This window comes from uncultured Endozoicomonas sp., from assembly GCF_947495845.1.
GTDB lineage: Bacteria > Pseudomonadota > Gammaproteobacteria > Pseudomonadales > Endozoicomonadaceae > Endozoicomonas.
This window is the reverse complement of record NZ_CANMAO010000040.1, coordinates 1-26915: the sequence shown is the minus strand read 5'-3', so window position 1 is coordinate 26915 and position 26915 is coordinate 1. Positions and strand designations below refer to the sequence as shown.

Here is a 26915-nt window from a genome sequence, read left to right as displayed (position 1 = left end):
CCCTTTAAAAAAAGGGCTTTTCTTATACTTCATGTTCAGCGGAATTGATTAAGCCGTAGCAGGTGTTGCCTGTGGTGCGTTGTCGTCTTTCAGCTTGGCGATGCCGATATTGGCAGAGGCAAGAATCATGGCAAAGATCACGCCGGCGTAGTTTTGAATGGCCCATGGCAGGTAATCAAGCGTGGAAACACCCAGAGTTGCCGCCATAAATACACCAGCATTGGTCCATGGCACAAGAGGCTCGATAACCGTACCGGCATCTTCAATGGTGCGAGACAGGTTGGTGGCCGCCAGTCCCATGCGCTTGTAAGTATCGCGCAGCAATTCAGAAGGAATCAGCAGCGCCAGCTTGCCATCAGATGTGGTGCAGACGACAGTGAACGTAGTGACGATAGTGGCACCAATCAGGCTGGCGGTGCCTTTAATGCCTTTAGCCAACACATTAACCATCACTTTCAAGCCACCGGTCAGTGCCAGAGTACCCGCAAAGGAGAAAGCACAGAATACCAGCAGTACCATGCTCAACATGGAGGACATACCGCCACGATTCACCAGTGTCATAACATCTTTGATAACGTCCACCTGACCAAGGCCGGCATCGGCAAACATGCTGCTATTGAAGCCTCCCAGCATAGAATTCAAGGCGGTGATCAGGCTGAAGCCTTGCACAACAACCGCATTGAAAATACCCACGGCAATAGCAGCCAGCATCAGAGGAATGGTTGGCAGCTTACGAATCGCACCAAACAGAATGATCACCGGTGGCAGCAGCAGGAAGATGTTCAGAGTGAATAGCTGATCCAGATTGGCCAGGATGTGGATTACCTTTTCTGGTGTCTCATTAGAAACGCCACTGGTGCCCGCAAAAAAGAAGACAGTGGCCGCAACCAGAAAGGCTGGCAGTGTCGTCCAGAGCATATGTTGAATGTGTGAATACAGATCGGTACCAGCCACCACAGGGGCGAAGTTAGTACTGTCAGACAGCGGAGAGATCTTGTCGCCAAAGTAGGCACCGGAAACAACGGCTCCGGCAACAGCTGCCAGATTGGCATCCATACCGCCGGCAACACCCATGAGGGCAACACCAACAGTACCGGCAGAACCCCAGGAAGTACCAGTACACAGAGATACCAGACAGGTGACCAGGAATGAAGTCAGCAGAAGGTATTCAGGACTGATGACTTTCAGGCCGTAGTAAACCAGCATTGGGATGGTGCCGCCGATCATCCAGCTGCCGATCAGACCGCCAACCAGCACCAGAATAAAGACTGCTGGCAATGTCTTTGCCAATCTTTCGACGATGGCTTCCTGAATTTCATCCCAACTGTAGCCCTGTTTCCACGCTACGCCTGCCGCTATGATGGCTGAGGTTAATAGCAGTGCTTCAATGGGCAGGCCATACACACCGTAGCCTACCATCAGCAACAGCAGCATGGAGATGATAGGAACAAGGGCTAGCCCTGCGGAGGACGTTTTAGGTGTTGAAGTCTGGCTGACGTCGGAAGTATTCATGTAATTTACACCACAAGGTGATCAGGTATTCACAGATGAGCGCATCATATTCCCAAACCTGTTCGGTTTTAATGATGTAAATCAATGAAAGAATGTGACTGTTTTTGATGTAATTTACATGGTTGTTTCAAGTCTAGAGAAGTTCATGCCCACCATTAATGATGTTGCGCAAGCCGCCAGTGTTTCTACGGCAACGGTATCCCGGGTTATCAATCGTTCTCCTAATGTTTTACCGGAAACGGTTGAGCGAGTTGAACATGCGATGACGCAGGTGGGCTACCAAACCCGTGACAATCGCCGTCTTGCCATCAACCAAGGCGGTGATAGGATTGGCTTGATTCTGAGTAATTTTAACTCGCCTTTTTATGGGTTACTGACTCAGGGCGTCGAAAAAGTCGCACGTAAATACAACCGCAAATTGATAGTTGCCAGCGGCCAGTATGATCCGGATTTTGAAGAGGAAGCCCTAAGTTATCTTTTGAGCAAGGGCTGCCGGAATATTGTCATGCACAGCAAGGCCATGAGCGACGAAAGAGTGACGCATTTTGCCAGCAAGCTACCCGGGCTGGTGGTGGTGAACCGACGAGTACATGAAATAGAAGAACAATGCGTCTGGCTTGAGAATCGAAAAGGGACGTATCTTGCAACAAAACACCTTTTAGATCAGGGGCATAAAAAGATTGGTTACATCAGCTGCGAGCTAGATATTGATGATAAGGCTGAGCGATATTCGGGCTATCAGTTGGCGTTGGAAGAAGCAGGTATTCCTGTTAATCCGGATTGGGTTGAGGAGGTTCCTTTCGGGGAGCTGGGAGGTGCTTTGGCGGCAACCAACTTGCTCAATAAAGGGCTGCCAATCACGGGTTTGGTCTCTTACAACGATTTTTTTGCTGCTGCCGCTATTCAGGTGTTCTCAGAGCATGGTATCTCTGTCCCTGAGCGGCTTTCTGTGGTGGGGTTTGATGATGTCCTCCCCCAATGCTACTTCACCCCCAGACTCACCACGATTCGCAGTCCTATTGAGAGTATGGCGATGAATGCTGCCCGGTTGTGTATAGAGGGGCCTGATAGCGGGGTTTGCCGGAGGTTTGAGCCACTGCTGGTTCGTAGGGAATCGGTTACTACGATTTAAGGCTATACTTTTATCTAAGTATTTTATAGATCAAAGTATAGTAAAAAATTATATTTTTTATACTTATCCTTCATAAGTATGAACTTATAGATTTAAGCGCTAGCAATGACCAAATCCATGGAAGGATCGGTATGAAATTCAATCCAACAAAAGTTGAGCCTTTAGTTGTATCAAGAAATGCATCTCCAGAATCTGGCCATGATTTCGCGTCAAGTTTTAAAAACCGCAAGGTTTCACTTAGAGCTACGGATGGCGAAATAAGTATAGACAAACTTTTAAAAGATAATGGATTTACTAAGTCCAGACGTCACATTGGAAGTGGAGCATTCTCGAGGGTATACCCAGTTACGGTAGAAGGAAATAAAAATGCATTTATTCTTAAGCAGGCCAAAAGCTGCAAGACACTTGATAAAAATGAATTGAGTGCTTTTTTATTGCAAGATGGGAATCCTTCCGTAGCAAAAGCATTTTTTGGGGTGGTGAGTCATAAAATTGATAAGCACCTTGAGTTTGTGTTTTCGTTAGAAGAGTTTGATATCAAGTCTGAACACTTTGATTTGACCGCCGTGGGTATGGAGTATATTCATGGTGAGGTCTTAAGCAAATATAGAGCGAAAAGGGAAGATTTTGGTCCTCCTATCTCAGAAGAAGAGTTTATTGATATATTCATTGGTATTAGTAAAGGAATATCAGAGATTAATGAGCAGGGGGTAATTTATCGAGACTTAAAACTTGATAACTTAATGTATGATGAAAAGAAAAGAAGTTTGAAGTTAATTGATTTTTCAACAGCCACAACCCTAGCCTCAGCATCAAACACCAAAGATCTTGGCATAGCAGGTACAGAGGGATTTCGGCCCCCAGAAGTGAATGACCGGAAATATAAGCCAAGCATAAAAGATGACTCTTGGGCGCTTGCATCAACTCTAACGAATCTTATATGTGGAAAGACGTTGGATGAAATTTATGATGAAGAATTAGCTAATAGCAGAGGCGATATAAATAATTCGAAATTTTCTAGTTGGAATGATGAAGAAAAACGAGAAATTCTAAATAAGATTTTTGAAAGTAGGGAGCTTAAATGTGCCGATAGATTAATTAATTTATTAATTGGTTTGTCAAAAAAAGATCCTGACCAGAGGTTGACGACAACGGATGCATTTTTAGAATTGAGTAAAATTCAAAACAATGAGGTAGATAACTCTAACCGGGAACCTCAGCAAAATACTAATATAGAATCTGAGGGAATAGCTTTTAATGACCAATCGTCAATTGACTCGGGTTACCAGTCAATGCCGCCGATTTCAGATCAGTCTGATGAGTATGAAATCAAATTCCTAGGGGAAGATGCAGTTTCAGAAGTCCAAGAAAATATTGATGCCAGCCAAGACGCTCTTTTTACAGAAGAAGCTTTTTCAAAAATTGACCTTCAAGAGACCTACGTAACTGTTAATGAATTCATAACTAAGAATGCATTTAGTAAGGGTAAGAACATAGGTGTTGGGGAATTTGGAAATGTCTTTCAGCTGAAATCTGAAACTACAGATAAAGTTTATGCCTTAAAGGAGCCGGGTTCTAAATCAAAAAAATTGGCCAAAGCAGAGCTGAACGCGCTTTTAGTTAATCATGAAAATATTGTAAAAACTTACATGGGGCTGGTGAAAAATAGTAATACGGGAGAAATCAGTATTGTTGCCTCACCGTCGGATATCGATAAATTATCTACAGATCATGAGGTCGTCGCTGTCCTGTCAGAGTATGTATCTGGCAAAGAGCTATTCGATCATATGAATGATTTAGTGGATGAGCAAAAATATGTAGATGTGGATACCATCAAGAAGATGTCTTTTCAGGTCAGTCAGGCTATTTCAGCTATGCACAAAGCGGGCCTGTTATATCTGGATTTGAAACTTGAGAATGTTGTTTATGATGAGAAATCTGGAGCACTTAAAATTATTGACTTTGGAACAACTTGTCGCGAAAAGGATATAGAGAGTTTAAAGAAAAAAATACATATAAGGCCAGCAAATACACCGGGCTCACCTGGGTATGTTGCTCCTGAGTTGGCAAATCAGGACGTTTCAAAATCGGCTGATGTCTGGAGTCTTGGGGCATTTATTTCAATGCTGATGTGTTGGGACACTCCCGGAAAGGTATTTGCAGAATTGAATGGTGAAAAAATTAATCAAGATAATTTAAACTGGTGCGCTAAGTTCTCAGGCCTTGCCCGTGAGGAAAGATTGAAGGTTTTATCGTTATCTGCAGCGTTGAATTTTGATTGGGGTTTTGATCCTGAGGAAAATGATTCTTATTCAGTGGCTGAGGTAGAAGAACTTAGCGATCTGATACAATTGACTACCGACCTAACCAGTCTTGATCAGACTGAAAGACCGAGAATTGATGAGACTGTTAAATCTATTGAAAAGCTAATTGAAACCAGTCAGGATAATGATGATCCTATAACGACTTTTGCCGAAGAAGGCATAAGTGATGATGTGAAGAAAGGTTTTGTTGATGACAGTGATAGCGATCCTGTTTTAGTGAAAGAGGATGCTTTGACAGAGAATGATCTTGTAAGTGTTAGAAATGATGAAGACGTGCAGTTTGAAGATTTTCTTATCGAGGAAAGTGGTACGTCGATTGTCAGTAATGATATGGCTTCCAGTTCTGTAGAAATTAATCCTGAACATCTCAATACTAATTTTGAAAAAGAGTTGGGGTTAGAAGATGAAAAAGAAATTATAATTATAAGCATTAACGGTATTGAATATGATGTCGGCAAGATTCTTAATGATCTCAGTGATTTGCAGCTCAATTATCTTGATCTTGATTTTGATGCTTTTCAGGAAGTATCAAAAGTTTATAACAAAATATTAGATGAAAAAATGAGTGATAATTTTCAAGAATCCACACTGCGTGACGCAGAAAAGATACTTGAGATCATAGTGGACGGGAATAGGATTCAAGATGAATTAATGTCTGCTTCACGTAAGGAAGGTGTTGAGTCTGTCCTATTCTCTGACTGGGAGGCCCCTGATATTAGTAAAAAGTCAAATGATTCAGATGTTAAACTAATCAAGGAGCGGGAAGATATGCTAGATAATCTCGGATTGTTGTTGGAGGAATATCCAGAGCTTTCTATCGAGATTAATTTTGCAGTTGATCAGTTGGCAAACGAATATTTTGAGCCAAAGCTATCTGATACTACGGAAGACTTGATTAATGAAGTTTTCTACAAAGTGGCAAATCTCAAGAAAGAAAAAGGGGAGTAATTATTCCCCCCTATCAAATCATCCATAGATTTTATCAGGCAGCCAGGTGGCTAGCTCAGGCCATACAGCAAGAGCAATAAGCACCATCAGTTGAATGATAATAAATGGAATCACCCCTTTATATATATCCGCTGTCGCCACTTCTGGTGGCGCGACTCCCCGTAAATAAAACAGTGCAAAGCCAAAAGGTGGTGTCAGAAATGATGTCTGCAAATTCACCGCAATCATAATACCTAACCATACTGGATCCAGCCCCATTGCCAGTAGAACCGGAGCCACCATAGGAACGACAACAAAGGTTATTTCGATAAAATCCAGAATAAAGCCAAGCAGGAACATCACCAGCATGACAATCAACACAGCGGTGAATACACCACCCGGCATGGCCTCGAAATAACCGTGTATTAATTCTTCCCCGTTAAACCCTCTGAACACCAGCGAGAATATGGATGCGCCAATCAAGATCAGAAATACCATACAGGTGACTTGTGTCGTTGAACGAACAACTTCCCCAAGGGTTTTTATCGTTAGCTGCCTACGCAGCAGAGCAAGAATAAGAGCGCCAACTGCACCAACACTAGCTGCTTCAGTGGGAGTGGCTGCACCAGCGAGAATAGAGCCCAAGACAGCCACAATTAATAATAGTGGTGGCAGCAAACTCAACAAAAGTGAATTGTCGCCTTTCATCGTCTGAAGGTCTTCATCCGTCAATGCCGGTGCTGATTCCGGCTTTACCCGAGCAACAACAATCAAGTACACCATGTAGCAAAAGACAAGTATCAGGCCGGGAATGATGGCTCCAACAAACAAATCACCCACAGAAACTGTGTCTGGTGAGTAAATACCCATTTTGATTTGCGCTTGTTGATACGCGCTGGAGAGTACATCACCGAGCAGCACCAACGCGATAGAAGGTGGAATGATCTGCCCAAGGCTTCCGGTGGCGCAAATAGTGCCGGTTGCCAGTGCTGGTGAATAACCCCGGCGTAACATGGTTGGCAATGATAATAATCCCATGGTGACCACGGTGGCGCCAACAATGCCGGTACTGGCGGCCAGTAACATGCCTACGACAGTGACAGATAATCCAAGCCCCCCCCGGGTTTTACCAAATAACCGAGCCATGCTTTCCAGAAGGCTTTCTGCCACTTTGGATTTTTCCAGCATGACGCCCATAAAAACAAAGAGTGGCACGGCAATTAATGTCTGATTGGTAATGACACCAAATAAACGACTGGGTAACGCATTTATGATTGAGAGATCAAACACGCCAGCCAAAGCGCCTACCCCAGCAAACAACAGTGCGGTACCCGCAAGAGAAAAGGCCACCGGATAACCCGCCAGCAAAACAATGCAGACGGTGAAGAACATCAGAAAAGGAATGGCATCCATCATGATTGCACCTCCTGACGATCAACAATAATCATCAAGGAGCGCAGCAGTTCAGATAACCCTTGAAGCAGAAGTGTCACCACCATCACCAGAATCATACTTTTCAGCAAATAGATAAACGGCAATCCGCCGGGGTCTTGGGAAGTTTCTAATATTTGCCAGGAACGCCCGATGTAATCCCAACTCATAAAACCAATAAACAGGCAAACAGGCACCAACAGGAAAACCGTGCCCAGGCTATTGACCAGCGCCTGAGATTTCTTGCTCATATTCCGGTAGAAGACATCTACACGCACATGCCCATCATGCTTGAGCGTATAAGCACTGGCACCAAGGAAGACAACAGAGTGCAGGTACATGGCGGATTCCTGCATGGCAATGGAGCCAATATTAAGCAGGTATCGAAGAACAACAACGCAGCAGACAACGAGCACCAGAAATAGAGTCAGCCAGCTGATGACTCTTCCTATTCGTTCAGTGATGGTATCAATGGTGGAAACGACAGAAGCCGTTGTGCTCCAGACGGGATGCATACAATCTTCCCCGGCAACCGTTGGTGGTTGCTCATTATTATCATTTTTACAGGCAATCGGGCATAAATTTTCTGACGTTCATAGAACTGTCATAATCCGCCGCTAAATTATGTTACCAGAAGTCAGGCAAGGAGGCTCACGCCTTCTGACTCCCTATCATGAATCAAATCAGGCGTGTTTATTCTGGAGAGCAAATGATGAAAATAAAAAAACTAGTGACAGCGTTGTCCGCGACAGCCGCATTGGCTTTTGCCAGTGGTTCTGTAATGGCCAGTCAGCTGGACCCTTCTTTGCCAAAGTATCAGAAATCCAGCGGTGTGTCCGGTAACCTGTCCAGTGTTGGTTCCGACACTCTGGCAAACCTGATGACGCTTTGGGCTGAAGACTTCAAGCGTATCTATCCAAACGTCAATGTTCAGATTCAGGCTGCCGGTTCTTCTACTGCGCCACCTGCACTGACTGAAAGCACGTCCAACTTCGGCCCAATGAGCCGGAAGATGAAAGATAAAGAGCTAGCTGCTTTCGAGAAGAAGCATGGCTACAAGCCAACTGCCATTCCTGTGGCGATTGATGCGCTGGCTGTTTTTGTCAACAAAGATAACCCCATCAAAGGCCTGACCATGGCGCAGGTTGATGCGATCTTCTCATCAACACGCAAGTGTGGTTCTGATGCGGCAGTGAATACCTGGGGCGACGTCGGTCTTGAAGGCGGCTGGAAGAACCGTTCTGTTCAGCTTTACGGTCGCAACTCTGTATCCGGAACTTATGGGTACTTTAAGAAGAAAGCACTGTGCAAAGGCGACTTTAAAAACAGTGTGAATGAGCAGCCTGGTTCTGCTTCTGTCGTACAGTCTGTATCTGCTTCTTTGAATGGCATCGGCTATTCCGGTATCGGTTACAAGACTTCCAGCGTAAGAACAGTGGCTCTGGCTAAGAAAGACGGCCAAAGCTTTGTAGATGCAACACCTCTGAATGCAGTAGACGGCAGCTACCCATTATCTCGCTTCCTGTATGTGTATGTGAACAAGCAGCCTAACAAAGCGCTGTCTCCACTGCAGAGCGAGTTTGTGAAGCTGGTGTTGTCCAAGCAAGGTCAGGAAGTGGTTGTGAAGGATGGCTACATCCCACTACCAGGGAAGGTAGTTAATAAGTATCTGGCTCAATTGGGTTTAGATGGAACCAATATTGCCAGCAAGTAAGCGTAGCTGATCCGGAAAGTAAAAAGGGCTAAAGGATTAGCCCTTTTTTTTCGTCTAGAGAATCATGGCTGCCGCCCAGCCAAAGATAATCATTGGAATATTGTAGTGAATAAACGTCGGAATCACAGTATCTCGAATGTGATCGTGTTGACCATCCACATTCAAACCAGCCGTTGGCCCGATAGTGGAATCCGATGCTGGAGAACCTGCGTCGCCTAATGCGCCAGCGGTGCCCACCAGCACGGCAATCGCCAGAGGTGAAAAACCGAGCGTCATCGCCAGTGGTACATAAAGTGTGGCGAGAATGGGAATAGTTGAGAAAGAAGAACCAATACCCATGGTAATTAGCAAACCAACAATCAGCATCAACAGAGCGGCAAGTGCCTGACTGCCAAAGACCAATTGCTCAACCGCTTCGACCAGCGCAGGAATGTCGCCAGTTTCTCGCAACACTTCGGCAAAACCGGAAGCAGAAATCATGATGAAACCGCACATGGCCATCAATCGAATGCCTTGTGCAAAAACATCATCGGATTCACGCCAGTGCACGACACCGCCAATAATCATTATCACAAAGCCAGTGGCAGCTCCCATGGCCATTGAGTCCGTGGTTAATTGTACCGCCAGTGCCGAAATGATGGCTGCAAGGCTGACTATTACCGTTTTTGGTTTAATCTCAGCTTTCTCTCGAGTGTCTGCGACGTTGACTTCTTCAACGCGATAATTACGCGGCTTGCGGTAGCTCCAGAAAATGGCAATCAATAACCCCACAAACATACCAGCAACCGGCATCGCCATGGCAACAGGCATCAAATCCGGGTCTATGTTCAGGCCATTGTTATTCAAGTTACCGGCCAGAATCTGGGTTAGATAGATATTACCGAAGCCAATGGGCACCAGAAGATAGGTTGCTATCAGGCCAAATGATAGGGTGCTGGCAACAATTCGCCGGTCCAGCTGCAGTGAACTGAAAACCCCCAGCAGCGGTGGAATCAGTATGGGGATAAAGGCAATGTGCACTGGCACCAAGTTCTGCGAAGCAAACGCCATCAACAGCAAACTGCCGATAATGCTCAGCCGAATACGGCTAGAGCTTTTTGTATTGGCGACCTTGTTAATAATCTGATCCGCCAGCCATTGAGGAATACCTGAAACGGAAATGGCCATGGCAAAAGCGCCCAGCATGCCGTAACTGATGGCAATGCCAGCGCCACCTTCCAAACCTTTAGTAAAGGCAGCAAGGGTTGTGTGGAAACCCAGCCCGCCAATCAGTCCACCACCAATAGCACCTAAAAATAGTGCCAGAACCACATTTACACGCAAAACACTCAGTGTCAGCATGATGGCAACAGCCAGAACGACAGCGTTCATAATCATCCATCTTTTTTCGTCAGCTGCGAGGCTTCAAGTGAGTCAGCCATCGCAATAAGCATGAGATTTGCTCTGGAGCCGTTCGCTGGTTTTCTCGTTTTGTTATAAAAGCCAGCAGCTCAGGCAATATTGAGTATATATGTACAAACAGGGTTGAACTGGAAATTAATGGTGATGATGGTGTCGATGGGCATGTAGGCAGGTGTTAACAGCAGCGGTTAAGCAGAGCTTATCTGATTGTTGTTCTATAAATTTTCTGGGTTGCACTCTGTTGGGGTACATCGTTATTTTCTCGGTAAATCATGGCAATACGTGTAGAGGGTGCTTCAATACTCTACGCCAGAAAAATACACTGTTTTTTGAATACAGACAATGGAATATTCAAGATGGACTAAAACAAGAAATGAATGAACTATTTGTAGAAGAAAGTGTCTCTAACTGTGCAGGTTTTCGGCTCTATGAGATGAGTCATTTATAGGTCTCAACACTACAACACAGTTAAATAAATAGGATGTCGGAATAAATAGATATCTGGTGAATTCCTACAATACCCTCGGTAGAGAGCATGGATGTAAAAAGAAAAGAAACCACGTCTTTTATATCTCAAAACACTATAGATCAAAACAATTCCACTTTGAAAAGCGATGTGGAATCTGGGGGCCGTTCTAAAAACCAAGCTAAGAGTTCTGCATCTCGCTTTGCACACTGGATTGTTGACAATACTGGCAAGGCTCTGATGTATGGCGCTTTTTTATCGATCGCCATTGGGGGCTTGGCTGGAGGCATAAGCTATTTGGCGAGAGAAAATAGTGTTAAAAATACGAATTCCGCGCCAAGCTTATCAAACCGCCAAATTACCAAAGTACCCTCAGATGAGGTCTACAAGAGTAGACCATCTCATACAACTACATCTTTACCGCCATCGCTTGATGAAACCACGGCAGAGTTAATTTCTAAATCTATTTCAGAAGCTCCAGATTTTTTAACCGCCATGCCCATGGAAAAATCAGAATGGTACACGGCGCTCACTACTCAAGCTGCTGATACGCAAAATACGACAGTCGATGAGAGAGTGACAGTTACACCACAAAAAATGAGATACGAAACGTACAAGCTACCTGACTGGTGTCTGGGGTCAGAGACGAGGACTGTTGATCTTACTCCAGTCTATGGCAGATCTCCCTATGCTGAATACAATAAAGCTTGGTATGTTATTTTTAATGATGAAACGGATTATGAGTCTGGAATCATTAAACAAAAAATAGCAGAAGAGCTGCCGAGTGATGTTAATTTGCTTGTATACAGCAGTAGTAACAGTACTGAGTTTGTTAAAAAATATGAGACTTATGTGGATAAAGAACGGCTACATACTTTAAAAATAGCGCCAGCAAACGTAACTTTTTGGGCCAGGGATAGCCTGCCAATACCAGTAAAAGAAGAGGATGGAAGCCTACTGTTGGTTGATGCCCAGTACAGACGTTTTCAACAGGATCAGCGTTTTGCTGACTTCTTTAATACATCTATACTTTCTTACCCTCTATATTATGAAGGTGGAAACTTCATGGCGGATGAACATGGAAACTGTATCACCGTTAACGCATGTAATACGCAATACATTCCGGATAGTTTGTTCAGTAGATTTTACGGGTGTAAACGTTTAACCCGATTGAAGTATTTGTCAGGCATTGGCCATGTTGATGAAGTGGCAAAGTTTATAGATGCAGAAAATATCGTGACTGATCAGCCTGGATACAAGCAGACTTTTGAAGATCTTAGATACAAGGTAACTATGTTGCCGCAACCTGCACACGATTATGAAACTTACGTGAATGCTCTCCGTGTAGACAATAAAATATTTGTACCGGTATACGGGCAGGAGACGGATGCGGAAGCAATCAGGGTATATCAAAGCTTTGGGCTGGAAGTGTTTCCGTTAAGAAGTAATGGATTGTCAAATAATTATTTGGGTTCGATTCACTGTTTTACCATGAAGTATCCACCGGTCAATCTCGCGTAACGAACGTACCCATGGGATCTATTCTTGTGGTCTGACAGTTGTCACATAACTGTCATATTCCCCCTGTACATTTACCCCCATGATCCAATCCGGCCTGCGCTATGTACCAAAAACCGATAGATAACAGCCCGGGTATTGATTTCAATACACCGGCACTAAAAAAATATCGTTCGCTGCGCTTCTTGAAAGACCATCTTGCGCGCTGGGGAGTTGCTTCCGGCGGGCTTGGGGTTATTCTGGCGATTCTGCTGATTTTTATTTACCTCCTTTATGAAGTGGTGCCCCTGTTCAAGGGCGCTGAGATTACGCCACTGACTTCCTATACTTCCTCGAGCACACAGGCGGCGGATGGTAGCAAACCGCTATTTCTGTCTGTGGAAGAACAGGGCGAAGTGGCCATGGAAGCCGAGACTTCCGGAAACCTTCGCTTCTTTTCTGCCCAGACAGGTGAGTGGCTGCAGAATGAACATTTGCCTATTTCCGCCGGCAGTAAGGTGACGCAAGTGGTTGAAGATGCTGCTGGCACTGGCTTACTGGCGGCAGGGCTGACCAGCGGTGAAGTGGTGGTCTTTAAACAGGGCTATCGAATCACCTGGCCCGATGACAAGCGCAAAATCTCGCCGGAAGTGAGCTATCCCTATGGTGATGCGCCGCTCAGCATCAGCGGCGCTTCCGCTCCGGTGTCTCAGCTCGCCATTAGTGACGGCGAAGAGAAGCTTCTGGTGGCAGCCAGTATTGATGATCAACTGGTGATGGATGTTTTTAATAAAGAAGAAGACTTCCTGACGGAAGAGGTCACCATCGAGAAGCAGCGTGTGACGCTTCCCACCATCAGTGGCGCGAACAGCCAAATACAGAAGTTGTTGCTTGATCCGGAACAGCGCTGGCTCTTCGCACTCAGTGGCGAGAATCAGCTGAATGTTATGGATATCAGTGATCCGGATCGTCCCTTCATTCATGAGGTTGTCAACCTCACAGAAACAGGCGTTGCCATTACTGAGATGACGTTTTTGCTGGGTGGTGTTTCTTTGCTGGTGGGTGACGCCGAGGGAACCATTGCCCAATGGTTTATGGTTCGTGAAAACGGCGAACTTGGACTGCGTAAAATTCGTTCGTTTGAGTTGAGCGACTCAGCGGTGGATAAGATTGTACCTGAACATCGTCGTAAAGGGTTTCTGGCCTCCGACGTAAATGGACAGGTTGGCCTGTTTTATACTACGGCTAATCGTTCACTGTTGGTTGAGCCGCTGGCGAAAAGCAGAATTGATCAGATGGCCATTGCGCCACGTGCGAATTACCTGATGTTTGAGAATGAGGGTAAAACCCAGTTTCTCGGCCTTGATAATGAGCATCCGGAAGTGTCCTGGTCGGCTCTGTGGGGCAAGGTTTGGTACGAATCTTACAATGAGCCAGAGTATGTCTGGCAATCTTCCGCATCCAATAACGACTTTGAACCCAAGCTGAGTTTAATGCCACTGTCGTTTGGTACCCTCAAAGCGGCTTTCTACGCCATGTTGTTGGCAACACCGTTGGCAATCTGCGCCGCGATTTACACCGCTTACTTTATGGCGCCTTCCATGCGCCGAAAGGTGAAGCCGGTGATTGAGTTGATGGAAGCATTGCCAACCGTCATCCTTGGTTTTCTTGCCGGTTTGTGGCTGGCACCGCTAGTGGAAAACCAGCTGGTGGGCATTTTTGCACTGCTGCTGTTTGTCCCCATAGGCATTTTGATTTTCGCCTTTTGTTGGGACAGCTTGCCTTCATCCATTCGACATCGAGTGCCCGATGGTTTGCAGGCAGGTTTACTGGTGCCGGTGGTGATTATCAGTGGCGCGATTGCCATGTCCATGAGTACCGATCTGGAGCTGTGGCTATTTAATGGCGATATGCGTTCATGGATGACTACCGAGTTGGGCATTCCCTACGATCAGCGAAATGCGCTGGTGGTTGGTTTGGCCATGGGTTTTGCGGTGATTCCTACCATCTTCTCCATTGCCGAAGATGCGATTTTCAGTGTTCCTAAACACCTGACGTTTGGTTCTCTGGCTCTTGGCGCCACGCCTTGGCAAACCCTGACACGTGTCGTCTTATTAACCGCAAGCCCCGGTATTTTCTCCGCAGTGATGATCGGCATGGGTCGGGCAGTGGGTGAAACCATGATCGTATTGATGGCCACCGGTAACACGCCCATCATGGATGCCAATATTTTCGAAGGCATGAGAACGCTGGCGGCGAACATTGCCGTTGAAATGCCGGAGTCGGAAGTGAGCAGCACTCACTACCGGATTCTGTTCCTGGCGGCCTTGGTACTGTTTATGTTTACTTTTGTGGTGAATACCGCGGCGGAGATAGTGCGTCACCGTCTCCGTAAAAAGTACAGCTCACTTTAAGGGAAGAAAGGAGACCGTAGTTATGATGAATAAAACCCTCCGCTCTTCTCTCAGCGGCGCCTCAAGCAACAGCGTAGGCAGCTGGGTAAAAAGTGGTTCGCCCTGGGTATGGCTAAACGCCGGAGCGGTTGCGATCAGTCTGGTGTTAGTGATTGGTTTAATTTCCTTGATCGCCGTTCGCGGGCTTGGGCATTTTTGGCCCGGGCAGGTGATGGTGGCGGATTATCAGGTGCCTAATCAAACCGTAAGAACCGTTGCCGGTGAAATTGTCGACAGTGAAGAAGTGTCCGCCGCGCGGCTAGAAACATCAGGTCTGGAAGCCAGCGATAGCGAAGAACTCTTTACTCGCGATCTGTTGAAGCAAGGTAACCGGGATCTCAGCGGTGCTGACTTTGTTTGGATTGTGGATGAATGGCTGAGCAACCGGAGCTATCCCGAAGAAATCATGGTGCTTGAGCGCCGTGAGTGGGGTAACTTTTATGGCTTTCTAGAGTCTGTTCAACAAGAAGGGACAACGGTTGCTGCTGGCGACGCCGCCTATGCCGTGTTTCAGGAGCGATTGGCTCGTGCTCTGGAAATCTACGAAGCCATTTACCAGATTGAAAAGCACGACATTGGTTCTGTTAACGCTTCAATGGAACAGCTGCGCCTTGCAGAGCGTCGTCTGGAGTTGAGTGGTAATGTGGATCCGGTACAGCTGGCAGAGCTTGAAGCCGAGCGTAAATTACTGGATAAACAATATCAGCAGCTGGAGCAGCAGCTGGGTGATCTATACCGGTCGTTCAATCGTGACAGCTTTACTGCCAAATCCATTGATGGACAGGTGCTTGATCAGTCCATCAGTAAGGTTGTTCGAGCCTGGCAGCCTAATACTATGACGCTGTCGGATAAGCTCGGCTTTTACTTCGATAAAGTGGCTGAGTTTATTCTGGATGATCCTCGGGAAGCGAACACCGAAGGCGGCGTGTTCCCAGCTATTTTTGGCACAGTGATGATGGTGATTTTGATGTCCATCATGGTGACGCCATTTGGTGTGGTGGCCGCTGTCTATCTCCGGGAATACGCCAATCAAGGATGGTTGACCCGGGCAATACGGGTGGCTGTGAATAATCTGGCGGGCGTTCCCTCCATTGTTTACGGTGTGTTTGGCTTGGGCTTCTTTATCTATTTTGCCGGCGCTCAGGTGGATCAGTTGTTTTTTGCGGAAGCGTTGCCATCACCCACGTTTGGTACTCCGGGATTGTTGTGGGCTTCTATTACTTTGGCGCTGCTGACTTTGCCGGTGGTGATTGTGGCGACGGAAGAAGGTTTGTCCCGCATTCCCCGCTCTGTCCGTGAAGGCAGTCTGGCATTAGGGGCGACTAAAGCAGAAACCTTGTGGCGCGTAGTGTTGCCAATGGCCAGCCCGGCAATGATGACCGGTTTGATTCTCGCCGTTGCCCGTGCCGCCGGTGAAGTTGCACCGCTGATGCTGGTGGGTGTGGTGAAGCTGGCGCCCAGTTTGCCGTTGGATGGAAACTATCCATACCTGCACCTTGATCAAAAATTTATGCACCTTGGCTTTCACATATTTGATGTGGGCTTCCAGAGCCCCAATGTGGAAGCGGCAAGGCCATTGGTATACGCCACCGCGCTGTTACTGGTGATTGTGATTGCGGTGTTGAATTTATCCGCTGTCGCTATTCGTAACCACTTGCGGGAAAAATATAAGAGCCTGGAGGATTGATCACCATGCTGGTAGAAGAGCTTGAAACATCCTTTGATGAAGGAAAAGACAAAGCAAGTGATAAACCGGTGGCGACACCTGTTGCGCCACGGGTTATGAAGCCATTGTCGGTTGGCCGTGGTCGGCCGGCTCTGGATTTAGAGCTGGAAGAAACCTGCATGGACGTATCTGGCCTGAATCTGTTTTACGGTGAGAAGCAGGCATTATTTGATATCTCCATGAAAATTCCCCAGAAACGGGTAACGGCGTTTATCGGACCTTCCGGCTGTGGTAAATCCACGCTGTTGCGCAGCATGAATCGGATGAATGATCTGGTGGATGGCTGCCGGGTTGGCGGAAAGATTCTGCTGAATACGTCCGAAGGGCCTGAGAACATCTACGAAAAATCAGTTAACGTCGCCGATCTTCGCCGCAGGGTCGGGATGGTGTTTCAGAAGCCGAACCCATTTCCCAAAAGTATTTATGAGAATGTCGCTTATGGCCTTCGCATACAGGGTATCAACAAAAAACGGGTGCTGGATGAAGCGGTGGAGTGGGCACTAAAAGGTGCGGCGCTGTGGAATGAAGTAAAAGACCGGCTCCATGAAAGTGCGCTGGGGCTCTCTGGTGGTCAGCAGCAGCGTTTGGTGATTGCCAGAACTATTGCGGTTGAGCCAGAAGTGCTGTTGTTGGATGAACCAGCGTCGGCTCTGGACCCGATCTCCACATTGAAGATTGAAGAGCTGATCAACGAGTTGAAGTCCAAATTTACCATTGTGATTGTTACCCACAATATGCAGCAGGCTGCCAGGGTTTCCGATTACACCGCATTTATGTACATGGGGCAGATGGTGGAATATGGCGATACGGATACGCTGTTCACCAACCCCAAAAAGAAACAGACTGAAGACTATATTACCGGCCGTTACGGCTAAGGATTAATCATGCCAAATCAGAGCGATTTGCTGACCCATCACATTTCCCAGCAGTTTAACAATGAGCTGGAAGAGCTGCGCAACAACCTGTTGGCCATGGGTGGCATGGTGGAGAAACAGGTGAGTGATGCCATTGACGCGCTTATCAATGCGGACAGTGACTTAGCTGTGAACGTGTGCGAGAAAGACACGGACATCAATTACATGGAGACATCCATTGACCAGGAATGCTCCCGTATCCTTGCCCGCCGTCAGCCGGCGGCCAGCGATTTGCGTCTTGTTCTGGCCTGCACCAAGGTAGCGACGGATCTTGAAAGAATTGGTGACGAAGCGGCCAAAATTGCCCGTTTTGCTATTCAGCTATCGGAGCAGGGTGAAGCACCAAAGGGCTATATTGAAACCCGTCACATTGGTAGTCATGTTCGTCAGATGACACAGGATGCGTTGAATGCATTCGCCCGATTTGATGCAGAAAAGGCGTTGGCCGTTGCTAAAGAAGACAAAACGGTGGACCGGGAATACAAAAGCGCTACCCGTGAGTTGGTGACGTATATGATGGAGGATCCTCGCTCAATTACCCGGGTGTTGAACATTATGTGGGTACTTCGTTCTCTTGAGCGGATTGGTGATCATGCACGGAATATTGCGGAGTATGTGATTTACCTGGTGAAGGGGACCGATGTTCGTCATATTGGAATTAAGCGAATGCAGGAAGAAGTTTTTGATAATTCCGAAGCATGAGTAGATAGAAAAAAGAATGTTTTTTTTCTGACAGATGCTCTTTTATGAAAAGGGTGTCTGTTTTTTTTGTGTCAATTTTTAAATAATGTGCGTTCGTTTTTAATCCTCTTTTGTTTCTTTCTCTAGTAATTGATTCCACTTTTTTATTCTGAGCTAATCTAAGTTTATTAATGTCCTCAGCCAATCCTGTTGTTTGATCTGAGTTGATTTCTTGATGAAAACAAATAAATAAACAGCAGGTAGCTATGAACCCGTCCAGTAATTCCGATCAGAGCTGGAATGTTCCCACTGAACAGACAGCAGACAGTGATGCACTTTTAGAATGCCTTGCCCTTCTGACCCGTCATTATGGTCACCCCTATTCTAGAGAATCCCTGAAAGCAGGCTTGCCATTGGAAAATGGTAAGTTTACAACGGACGTGTTCATTCGCTCTGCAGAACGGGCTGGACTGGCGTGTAAGCTTAATAAAAAAGCGCTTACGGAAATATCCTCCCTGGTTACCCCTGCTGTTTTACTGCTGAATAAAAAACAAGCCTGTGTTCTTCTTGATGTTGATGAAAAAAAGGGAATTGCCAAAATTCTGATGCCTGAAGCGGGTGAAGGTGTCAAAAGAATAAAGCTCAGTGCATTGAGTGAATCATACACTGGCTATGTTATTTACATTCGTGAAAAACACAGGTACGACAAAAGGGCACCAGAAAAGCTGAATATTAAAAAAAGGCACTGGTTTTGGGGTACCATTTTCGGATCCTGGAGAATCTATCGTGATGTGTTGCTGGCCTCTCTTTTAATTAATATTTTTGTTATTGCCAGCCCGCTGTTCATTATGAACGTTTATGATCGGGTCGTGCCTAATCAGGCGTTCGACACGCTGTTTGTTCTTGCTATAGGTGCATTTATTGTCTTCACCTTTGATTTTGTTTTAAAGATGGTGAGGAGCTACTTTATTGATCTTGCGGGTAAAAAGTCTGACATCCTGCTCTCTTCCACGATTATGGAAAAAGTGCTCGGTTTGAGTATGAAGGCGCGTCCCACATCAGTGGGCTCCTTTGCCAAGAATCTACAGGACTTTGAGAGTATCCGGGATTTCATTACATCAACGACGGTAACGGCACTGGTTGATTTGCCGTTTACTCTGGTCATTATTGCCGTGATCTTCATGCTGGGTGGTCCGCTGGCTGTCGTACCGTTCGGAGCCATGGTGTTGATTGCTCTTTATAGCTTCTTTATCCACGGTGCTCTAAAACGCTCTGTAGAGAAAACTCTGCGAAGTGGCCAACAGAAAAATGCCACACTTATTGAGAGCCTTACCGGTATGGAAGCCATCAAGGTGGCTCATGCCGAAAGTGATGTTCAGTATCGCTGGGAAAAGGCGGTCAGCCATATTGCAACCTTCAGTATCAAAACCAAACTACTGAGCCAATCTGCTACTTCATTCGCTGCCTATGTTCAGCAAATGTGTAACATTGTTTTGGTCATCATGGGTGTTTATTTCATCTCAGAAGGTGATCTCAGTATGGGTGGTCTGATTGCTTCGGTGATGCTTACCGGCCGTTGCCTTGGGCCAATGGCACAGTTTGCCGGCTTGGCTACTCGATATAATCAGGCCAAATCTGCCCTTGAAGCCCTGACCAATATCATGGATATGCCTGCTGAACGAAACGAAGACCGGGATTATGTGAACCGTCCGGAGCTGAAAGGCAGCATTCAATTTGATGGTGTGAACTTCTCCTACCCAGATCAGGAAATTCAAGCGCTTCGGAATATCAATCTACAGATAAAAGCCGGTGAAAAGGTGGCAATTATCGGCAGGATTGGCTCTGGTAAAACCACAATGGAGAAACTGATTCTCGGACTTTATGAGCCTGATGAAGGTGCCGTTCGAATGGACGGTATAGACCTGAGACAGATAAACCCAACGGATCTTCGCACCAGTATAGGGTGTGTCACCCAGGATATAACCCTGTTCTACGGTTCCATTAAAGACAACATTACTCTGGGTGCAAACCATGTTGAGGATGAGCAGCTGCTGAACGCTGCTGAGATTTCCGGCGTTGCTGAGTTTGCCAACAAGCACCCTAATGGAATGGATATGGTGGTTGGAGAACGTGGGCAGAATCTCTCTGGTGGTCAGCGTCAGAGTATTGCAATGGCCCGTGCGTTATTAATGGATCCACCCATTCTGGTGATGGACGAGCCTTCAAGCTCCATGGATAACACCACAGAATTACGATTAAAGGAGCAGCTGAAAAATCGTTGTCAGGACAAAACATTGATTCTGGTCACACATAAAGCGTCCATGCTGGAGCTGGTGGATCGACTGATCGTTGTTGATAACGGCCATATTGTGGCTGATGGTCCGAAGGATCAGGTTCACGCTGCCCTGAAGCAGGGTAAATTGAAAATAGACTAGGGTAGGCAGGATCATGGACGGAAATGGAATGCAGCCAGATGAAGAGAGGGAGCCTGTGAGTAATCCATCAGAGCCACAACGCCCTCAAACGAAAATGTCGTTTAGAGACTATCGCTTTGACAAAGAAACGTGGTTAAGCGTGTGGCAACAGCTGGTAGATTTTGTGAAGAACAAGCTTCCCAGTGATATGAAAAAGCTGGTGAGTTTTTTGAAGAGTAAGCTCTCCAGCACTCAGAAGAAAATAGATAATTTCATTGAAAAAAAGCTGTTTGGTGAAGAAGAGCAAGTCGACTCAGATACTGCAACTACCACCAATGGAGATCAGACAATGGCGCCCGCGATGTCCATGGAGGGTTTGGAGAAAATGGTTCGTCCAGAAGATATGGAGTATATCTCTGATAAAAGTGCAGCCATGCTGATGAGAACACCAACAGGTGGCAGGCTGCTGATTTATGTTGTCTTTTTTGCATTAATCAGTCTTATCATTTGGGCTAGTGTCGTAAGGCTGGATGAAATTACCCGGGGGATGGGGCTGGTTATTCCTTCTTCTCGACTTCAGGTGGTTCAGAACCTTGAAGGCGGTATTCTTGAGAAAGTCATGGTTAAGGAAGGGGCGACGGTTAAAGCGGGTCAGGAGCTGATGCTGCTGGACGATACACGCTTCGCATCCACCTTTAAAGAAGGTTCCATTGAATACTATGGTGAGCTGGCCAAGGCGGCAAGACTCCGTGCTGAGTTTACTGGCGGAGAGTTGAGTTTTCCTGGCGTCCTTCAGAAGCACCCCAATTACATTTATCGTGAAACGGATATTTATCGCCAGCGTGCCAAGAAGCTTCGCTCTGAACTCAGAGTTGCCCAGGAACAGGCTTCGCAGGCTCAGATGGAGCTGGACTCGGCCAGAGATCAGCTAACATTTCTGAAATCCAGTTTTGAACTAGGTGAGGATGAGCTTCGGCTGACAGAACCTCTGGTTGATCAGGGAATTGTGTCCAGAGTAGAGCTGATACAGTTGCGGCAGCGAGTAAACGATCTGGAATCACAAAAGCGCATGACGGAAAGCAGTATTCCAAGATTGCAGGCCGGCTATAACGAAGCCATTGCCAGACGGGATGAAGTGGTGGAATTGTTCCAGGCAGATGTGGCGCAGGATTTGAAAGATGTTGAGGTTCGGCTGGATCAGTTAAAAGAATCCAATATGGCGTTGGAAGATCAGGTAGATCGTACGGTTATCCGTGCGCCTATGGATGGCATTGTGAAAAAGATTCACGTCACCACTATCGGTGGTGTTGTTCAGCCCGGTATGAATCTGCTGGAAATCGTACCCATCGAAGACAATCTTCTGATTGAAGCGAAAATTCCACCTCAGGATATTGGTTTTCTCCGCGAAGGGATGAAAGCAGTCGTCAAGCTGACCGCTTATGACTTTGCCATCTACGGTGGTCTGGAAGGGTATGTAGAGAATATCAGTGCGGACACTATCATGGATGACAAGGGTGAAAGTTTTTATATGGTTCGCATCCGTACTGACGAAAGCCATGTAGGCACTGCTGAGAGGCCTCTAGTGATTATCCCGGGGATGATGACCAATGTGGACATCATTACCGGCGATAAGACCCTGATGGCTTATCTGCTGAAGCCGCTGCTAAGAGCCAAGCAGAATGCGCTGACTGAAAGATAAATCGCGAAATACAGTGAGCCTGTTCAGGCTCACTGTTCAATCACCGTCTCATCATCAATCTTCGTTTTCTTCAGATCCCATTCACTAAAATCAGAATCTCTGATGGTTGCGCCAATAAAGGCACTGTCTCGGAAAACAGCTGTGGTCAGATCCGTGTGTTCAATGCATAGATGATCCATACGACAAGAGCTGAATGAAGGGGCTTTCTCAAGACTAAAACAATCTGCAAAGTGACTTGCATTGAAGTCGACTTGATGGAATGAAGTGTCATCCAGCTGGGCATCACGGATGATAATTCGCTTCCAGATGCACTGCTTGAACTCGGTGCCCGTCAGGTTAACGGATTGCAGATCGCAGTCTGTGAACACCGAGTCAGAGACTCTGGTATGAACGAAGGATGGGCCGTCTTCGAAGCTCTCGCACCCTTTGAATTGAACCCCGCTGATATCTGCATCATTAAAAAAAGTTTTTGTTAATGTGCAGTGACGAAACTCTACATCACGAATTTCGGCTTTGGAGAAGTCCGTATTATCAAAGAAGCCATGAATAATATGGCTATTGAATAAACAGATCTTCTGGCAGGAGGTCTGGTGAAACGTCTGAGCGACCATATCACAATTCTCGATGACCGCTGAATCCAGAATAGCCTGATCAAAACTGGCGGCAGACAGATCGGAATCGATGATACGGGCGTTGGTCAGATTCGCTTTGCGCAGATCGGCACCGTTCAAATTACAGCCATCCAGAATACAGTCGCGAAGGTCTGCTTTACGGAAGTCAGCACCGCGCAGGTCACAGTTCTTGAAGCGGGTGCCGCGTAATTTGGTGGCATTGAACTTACACCGTCTCATCAGACTGCCTTGAAAGCGCACTCGTTCCATGTCCAGCCGTACCATCGAGATATCGCTAAAATCAACGCCCTCAGGCACTTTGGCACCTGGGTGCATATGGCCAAGCAGCGCTTTCCGACGTGCGGCTTTGTCTTTTTCAAACTCAAGTTGAGGTACCAACCCAGGCTGAGTTTTCACTTGATAGTTTGAAACGCCTTTTTTGACGTTTCCTTTACTGGGATTGATCCCGGGGGTTCTAACGCCATCAGTGTCCAGGGCACTATTTACTGAAGTATCGCTACCAGATTCTATTGAATGGGGGCTTGAGGAAGATTGTTTATTTTGTGACACAAGAAGAGTTCTCCGGACATACTCATTTCAGACTGAGTCGCCCAGAGAACGTAAAGGTTTAGCGTTTTTTCTTATGGGCCAGTAGTCGCAGAGCGTTTGCAGTGACCAGCGCTGTTGCTCCGGTATCGGCTAATACAGCCACCCAAAGGCCAGTCATACCCAGCAACGTCGTTACCAGAAAGAATGCTTTGCTGCCCACTGCCAGAAAAATATTCTGTCGTATAATCGACATGGCGGATTTGGACAGATCAATCAATTCTGGCAACTCTTCAATGCGATTATGTGTTAATGCGCAGTCGGCGGTTTCCAGGGCGATATCGGCGCCGGAACCCATGGCGATACCAATGTCTGCCGCTTTCAGTGCGGGCGCATCGTTGATGCCATCGCCAATCATGATGACTTTTCCGGAGGCGCGCAGCTTCTCTATTTCTGAAGACTTATCGCCGGGCAGAAGTTCTGCCCGGTATTCCATTCCCAGCTGTCTGGCAATGGCTGCAGCTGCCCGACGATTGTCGCCTGTTAACATGACGCTGCTAATGCCCATGGATTTTAAAGCGATGATCGCTGCCTTGGCATCTGTTCTTGGGGTATCACTGAGGGCAATAAACCCAATAAGTTCATCCTCGACAGTAACGACAGCTATCGTATTGCCCTGATCTTCCAGAAGCTCCAGTTTTTTGCGGGCACCACCGATTTGATCAATGGCATTTTTAAGATGTCGTGGAGAACCAATATTGACCGACTGGCCATCCACTAGCCCCTGAACGCCTAATCCCGCTTTCGCTTCTACATGCTCTGCAGCAGGAATAGCTAACTGGCGTGACTGGGCGTAGGCAACAATCGCTTTAGCCAGTGGGTGAGTTGAACCTGACTCAACAGCGGCAGCCAATTGAAGCACCGTATCCTGCTCTACAGAAAATGTTTCAACATGAGTGACTTCTGGCTTCCCCTCAGTCAGGGTTCCGGTTTTATCGAAGGCAACCGTAGTGACCGATCCCATGAGTTCCAGAGCCGCGCCACCTTTCACCAAAGCGCCATTTCTGGAAGCCCGGGCTAAAGCAGAGGTGACGGCCGCAGGTGTGGAAATAACCAGCGCACAGGGGCAGGCAATTAATAACAGAGTTAATGCTTTATAAATCCACTCTTCCCAGGATTGCCCAAGTGCAAGTGGGGGAACAATGGCCACTAACCCTGCCAAAACCATCATCAATGGGGTATACCAGCGGCTAAATGCATCGATAAAGCGTTCGACAGGTGCCTTACGTTCTTCAGCTTCCTCAATGAGCCGAATAATACGATCAACCGCGCTTTCTCCGGGCTTGGAGATAACTTTTATTCGGGCAACCCGGTCAACGGACAAAGCGCCAGCCATGACACTGTTGCCTTCGTCGTGCTCTACCGGGACGGATTCTCCGGTCAGTGCGCTTTCATCAAAGCTGACACCTGCCGTTAACAACTCGCCATCGACTGGAAGGCGGCTGCCGGGCAGTACGTCGATAATATCTCCGGGATTGAGTGTATGTGCGGCGACCTCTTTTTTATTGCCGTCACTATCGATCAATAAGGCGGTTTCTGGTGTCAGGGCCATCAACTTCTGTACGCCCTGGCGCGCCCGTCCGGCGGCAAAGGCTTCCATATGTTCACCAATGAGAAACAATAACAGCACCATGGCGGCTTCTATGGTTTCTCCCAGAAACATTGCGCCAATAGCGGCAATGCTCATCAATGTTTCGATGGAAAAGGGTGTGCCGCTTTTGCCAAGCTTGAAAGCCTTGCTGACAATAGGAAAAAGCCCCCAGAGGGTGGCAAGGTAGAAAAGCACGTTACTGCCGGTTGGGCTGATTTCCTGTGCCAGTGCAGCAATCAGCATAACCGCAGCCAAAGCCAGAATTCGCCAGTATTTTTTCAGAAAGCCTTCGGAGGCAGCCTCAGAATTGCGGTTGTTACGAATAGAAAAGCCAAGATTCTCGACCACATTGACAACGGCTCTGTCGATACCGGATTTATCCTCAGCCACTACCAGCAATCGTTCCGTAGCAAAGGTCACCCGAGCCTGATGTATTCCATCAAGCGCGTTTACGGCATTTTCAATTTTGGCAGCACAGCTTGGGCAATCCATGCCAGTGATGGACCAGCTTAACTGACTCGTACCGGCGGCCTCCAATTTGGAGGCTTGAAGGGTTTCAGTATCGGAGCTGCAGCATGAAGAGGCTGCATTCTGGCCTGATTCACTTTGAGGGGCTGGATCTGATTTAGCCGAACAGGAAGGCATGGCTAATACTCATAAATAATATTTAATATAAATATATATTTATATGTTTGAGGTAGTCAAGCCAGATCTTTCCAGTTGACTACATGAATGGTTGAAAAGTAACTATAGGGTAGGATTGTAGGGTATAAGATGGCATCTGAAGCATTCACTGGCCCCAGTTATTGAGCAAAGCAGTCTGTTACGTTTGTCAAGATTGGGGGTGATCCTGAGCCATAAAAATCAGGGGTTCATTCCGTGAAAGCAATCATTACTTCCATTGCCAGTTCGCCAGCAGAATCAGGGATTGGTTGGTCTGATAATACCTTTCCTTTAGCCCATTCAACGACATCATCAATGATATCCATTACGTTTTTGTCAGGAAATACATCTGATAGCACGGGACAGGCAGCTTTAATAATTTGCATTTTTGGGGACAGCATCTTGAATATATGAACGTTTTGTACTGCATTTTTAGGATCCTGTTCCTCAATAAGAGCTATAGCCAACGTGTGAGCATCATTAGGAGCCTGACCTGTGGTTTGTAGCTGATCCACATACCACGTGTATATGTCATGTTCGCTCTCTTCAAAAATGTCTTGTAGCAAGAGCTGCGCATCATTTAAGACGCTCTTTTTATCGCTAAGTAGATTTATCAATTCAACGCGTTTTTTCAGGAAGGCAGTTTTTTCATTCCTATCAGATCCAGACCCATAGACCGCATTTTCATAAATCCAGCTGTCAAAGGATGGTAGGCGATCAATATAATTCTGACAGAACTTAACGTTATAGCTTGATGTAATGTCAGAAGCTAACAGTCTGAAAAATGAATTCTTTCTAGCAAGGAGCCATATCTGATCATCTTCGCTTTCAGATATCCATGTTCCACGTATGTCGCTTGTTACCTGCGTCTTTCTGTAAGCGACTATGTCGTCTCCTTGGAGAGCCTCAGCTGTTGTAACATGCTCAGCAAATTGAATACGCCTGCATCGTATATTAGTATCTGCTAACTCCCCCTTAAATCTATCTAAGTCAGATAGCTTTGCTCTGATTAATGATTGCAGAGTAGGCACTACATTATTAACTTTTGGTTTTAATATTCCTTTCCTAAGTAAAGTCAGCGATTCCCGCTGCTCATTCATTAAAGCTGGATTCTAGAGATTGTCCCATCAGGCATTTATTCAGGCCGTGAGAT

The 26915-nt window shown here is 46.5% G+C and carries 17 protein-coding genes; 10 read left to right on the top strand and 7 right to left on the bottom strand.

What is annotated here, in order from left to right; translation table 11 throughout:
- Positions 1 to 48: 48 nt before the first annotated feature.
- Positions 49 to 1512 carry a Na+/H+ antiporter NhaC gene (gene nhaC, locus Q1B11_RS18470; protein ID WP_299735152.1) on the bottom strand — a complete coding sequence of 488 codons (1464 nt, stop codon included), beginning with the start codon at positions 1510 to 1512 and terminating at the stop codon, positions 49 to 51.
- 145 nt (positions 1513 to 1657) lie between these two features.
- Between nhaC and Q1B11_RS18465 the strand changes: the two genes are divergently transcribed.
- Positions 1658 to 2644: a substrate-binding domain-containing protein gene (locus Q1B11_RS18465; RefSeq protein WP_299735150.1), complete on the top strand. Its 987-nt coding sequence runs from the start codon at positions 1658 to 1660 to the stop codon at positions 2642 to 2644.
- 131 nt (positions 2645 to 2775) lie between these two features.
- Positions 2776 to 5916 (top strand): protein kinase, encoded by a 3141-nt coding sequence (locus Q1B11_RS18460; RefSeq protein WP_299735148.1) that lies wholly within the window; start codon positions 2776 to 2778, stop codon positions 5914 to 5916.
- Between the two features lie 18 nt (positions 5917 to 5934).
- Here Q1B11_RS18460 and Q1B11_RS18455 read toward each other — a convergent pair whose 3' ends face one another.
- Both Q1B11_RS18455 and Q1B11_RS18450 read right to left on the bottom strand, forming a co-directional pair.
- Positions 5935 to 7311: a TRAP transporter large permease subunit gene (locus Q1B11_RS18455; protein ID WP_299735146.1), complete on the bottom strand. Its 1377-nt coding sequence runs from the start codon at positions 7309 to 7311 to the stop codon at positions 5935 to 5937.
- On the bottom strand, positions 7308 to 7841 hold the full coding sequence (locus Q1B11_RS18450) for a TRAP transporter small permease subunit (protein WP_299735144.1): 534 nt from the start codon (positions 7839 to 7841) through the stop codon (positions 7308 to 7310). Before Q1B11_RS18450 ends, Q1B11_RS18455 begins: the two co-directional genes overlap by 4 nt.
- Before the next feature lie 197 nt (positions 7842 to 8038).
- Between Q1B11_RS18450 and Q1B11_RS18445 the strand changes: the two genes are divergently transcribed.
- The gene (locus Q1B11_RS18445; RefSeq protein ID WP_299735170.1) at positions 8039 to 9040 is read left to right on the top strand and encodes a phosphate ABC transporter substrate-binding protein PstS family protein; all 1002 of its coding nucleotides are present in this window, start codon (positions 8039 to 8041) and stop codon (positions 9038 to 9040) included.
- 54 nt (positions 9041 to 9094) lie between these two features.
- Here the strand turns inward: Q1B11_RS18445 and Q1B11_RS18440 are convergent, their stop codons facing one another.
- Complete coding sequence (locus tag Q1B11_RS18440) at positions 9095 to 10411, bottom strand: Na+/H+ antiporter NhaC family protein (RefSeq protein WP_299735143.1); 1317 nt, start codon at positions 10409 to 10411, stop codon at positions 9095 to 9097.
- 565 nt (positions 10412 to 10976) lie between these two features.
- Between Q1B11_RS18440 and Q1B11_RS18435 the strand changes: the two genes are divergently transcribed.
- The 7 genes from Q1B11_RS18435 to Q1B11_RS18405 all read left to right on the top strand — a co-directional run bounded on the left by Q1B11_RS18435 (position 10977) and on the right by Q1B11_RS18405 (position 22291).
- Positions 10977 to 12428 (top strand): agmatine deiminase family protein, encoded by a 1452-nt coding sequence (locus Q1B11_RS18435; RefSeq protein WP_299735141.1) that lies wholly within the window; start codon positions 10977 to 10979, stop codon positions 12426 to 12428.
- A 101-nt stretch (positions 12429 to 12529) separates the two neighbouring features.
- Positions 12530 to 14818 (top strand): ABC transporter permease subunit, encoded by a 2289-nt coding sequence (locus Q1B11_RS18430; RefSeq protein ID WP_299735139.1) that lies wholly within the window; start codon positions 12530 to 12532, stop codon positions 14816 to 14818.
- 22 nt (positions 14819 to 14840) lie between these two features.
- Positions 14841 to 16544 (top strand): phosphate ABC transporter permease PstA, encoded by a 1704-nt coding sequence (gene pstA, locus Q1B11_RS18425; protein ID WP_299735137.1) that lies wholly within the window; start codon positions 14841 to 14843, stop codon positions 16542 to 16544.
- Between the two features lie 95 nt (positions 16545 to 16639).
- Positions 16640 to 17458: a phosphate ABC transporter ATP-binding protein PstB gene (pstB, locus tag Q1B11_RS18420; protein ID WP_299735168.1), complete on the top strand. Its 819-nt coding sequence runs from the start codon at positions 16640 to 16642 to the stop codon at positions 17456 to 17458.
- Positions 17459 to 17467: 9 nt separating this feature from the next.
- Positions 17468 to 18199: a phosphate signaling complex protein PhoU gene (phoU, locus tag Q1B11_RS18415; RefSeq protein WP_067515708.1), complete on the top strand. Its 732-nt coding sequence runs from the start codon at positions 17468 to 17470 to the stop codon at positions 18197 to 18199.
- 245 nt (positions 18200 to 18444) lie between these two features.
- Entirely contained in the window at positions 18445 to 20613 is a 2169-nt protein-coding gene (locus Q1B11_RS18410) for a type I secretion system permease/ATPase (RefSeq protein ID WP_299735132.1), read from the top strand.
- Positions 20614 to 20626: 13 nt separating this feature from the next.
- Positions 20627 to 22291, top strand: coding sequence for an HlyD family type I secretion periplasmic adaptor subunit (locus Q1B11_RS18405; protein ID WP_299735130.1), 1665 nt, complete (start codon positions 20627 to 20629; stop codon positions 22289 to 22291).
- 29 nt (positions 22292 to 22320) lie between these two features.
- On the opposite strand, the gene Q1B11_RS18400 is transcribed toward Q1B11_RS18405, so the two are convergent.
- The 3 genes from Q1B11_RS18400 to Q1B11_RS18390 form a co-directional block, all read right to left on the bottom strand.
- Complete coding sequence (locus Q1B11_RS18400) at positions 22321 to 23472, bottom strand: pentapeptide repeat-containing protein (protein WP_299735128.1); 1152 nt, start codon at positions 23470 to 23472, stop codon at positions 22321 to 22323.
- A 58-nt stretch (positions 23473 to 23530) separates the two neighbouring features.
- Entirely contained in the window at positions 23531 to 25744 is a 2214-nt protein-coding gene (locus Q1B11_RS18395; protein WP_299735126.1) for a zinc/cadmium/mercury/lead-transporting ATPase, read from the bottom strand.
- Positions 25745 to 25971: 227 nt separating this feature from the next.
- Positions 25972 to 26862, bottom strand: coding sequence for a hypothetical protein (locus tag Q1B11_RS18390; RefSeq protein WP_299735124.1), 891 nt, complete (start codon positions 26860 to 26862; stop codon positions 25972 to 25974).
- Positions 26863 to 26915 lie beyond the last annotated feature (53 nt).

Excerpts from the sequence above, each read along its gene's own strand:
- nhaC (WP_299735152.1), bottom strand. The coding sequence starts at position 1,512 with ATGAATACTTCCGACGTCAGCCAGACTTCAACACCTAAAACGTCCTCC.
- Q1B11_RS18465 (WP_299735150.1), top strand. The coding sequence starts at position 1,658 with ATGCCCACCATTAATGATGTTGCGCAAGCCGCCAGTGTTTCTACGGCA.
- Q1B11_RS18460 (WP_299735148.1), top strand. The coding sequence starts at position 2,776 with ATGAAATTCAATCCAACAAAAGTTGAGCCTTTAGTTGTATCAAGAAAT.
- Q1B11_RS18455 (WP_299735146.1), bottom strand. The coding sequence starts at position 7,311 with ATGATGGATGCCATTCCTTTTCTGATGTTCTTCACCGTCTGCATTGTT.
- Q1B11_RS18450 (WP_299735144.1), bottom strand. The coding sequence starts at position 7,841 with ATGCATCCCGTCTGGAGCACAACGGCTTCTGTCGTTTCCACCATTGAT.
- Q1B11_RS18445 (WP_299735170.1), top strand. The coding sequence starts at position 8,039 with ATGAAAATAAAAAAACTAGTGACAGCGTTGTCCGCGACAGCCGCATTG.
- Q1B11_RS18440 (WP_299735143.1), bottom strand. The coding sequence starts at position 10,411 with ATGAACGCTGTCGTTCTGGCTGTTGCCATCATGCTGACACTGAGTGTT.
- Q1B11_RS18435 (WP_299735141.1), top strand. The coding sequence starts at position 10,977 with ATGGATGTAAAAAGAAAAGAAACCACGTCTTTTATATCTCAAAACACT.
- Q1B11_RS18430 (WP_299735139.1), top strand. The coding sequence starts at position 12,530 with ATGTACCAAAAACCGATAGATAACAGCCCGGGTATTGATTTCAATACA.
- pstA (WP_299735137.1), top strand. The coding sequence starts at position 14,841 with ATGATGAATAAAACCCTCCGCTCTTCTCTCAGCGGCGCCTCAAGCAAC.
- pstB (WP_299735168.1), top strand. The coding sequence starts at position 16,640 with ATGAAGCCATTGTCGGTTGGCCGTGGTCGGCCGGCTCTGGATTTAGAG.
- phoU (WP_067515708.1), top strand. The coding sequence starts at position 17,468 with ATGCCAAATCAGAGCGATTTGCTGACCCATCACATTTCCCAGCAGTTT.
- Q1B11_RS18410 (WP_299735132.1), top strand. The coding sequence starts at position 18,445 with ATGAACCCGTCCAGTAATTCCGATCAGAGCTGGAATGTTCCCACTGAA.
- Q1B11_RS18405 (WP_299735130.1), top strand. The coding sequence starts at position 20,627 with ATGGACGGAAATGGAATGCAGCCAGATGAAGAGAGGGAGCCTGTGAGT.
- Q1B11_RS18395 (WP_299735126.1), bottom strand. The coding sequence starts at position 25,744 with ATGCCTTCCTGTTCGGCTAAATCAGATCCAGCCCCTCAAAGTGAATCA.
- Q1B11_RS18390 (WP_299735124.1), bottom strand. The coding sequence starts at position 26,862 with ATGAATGAGCAGCGGGAATCGCTGACTTTACTTAGGAAAGGAATATTA.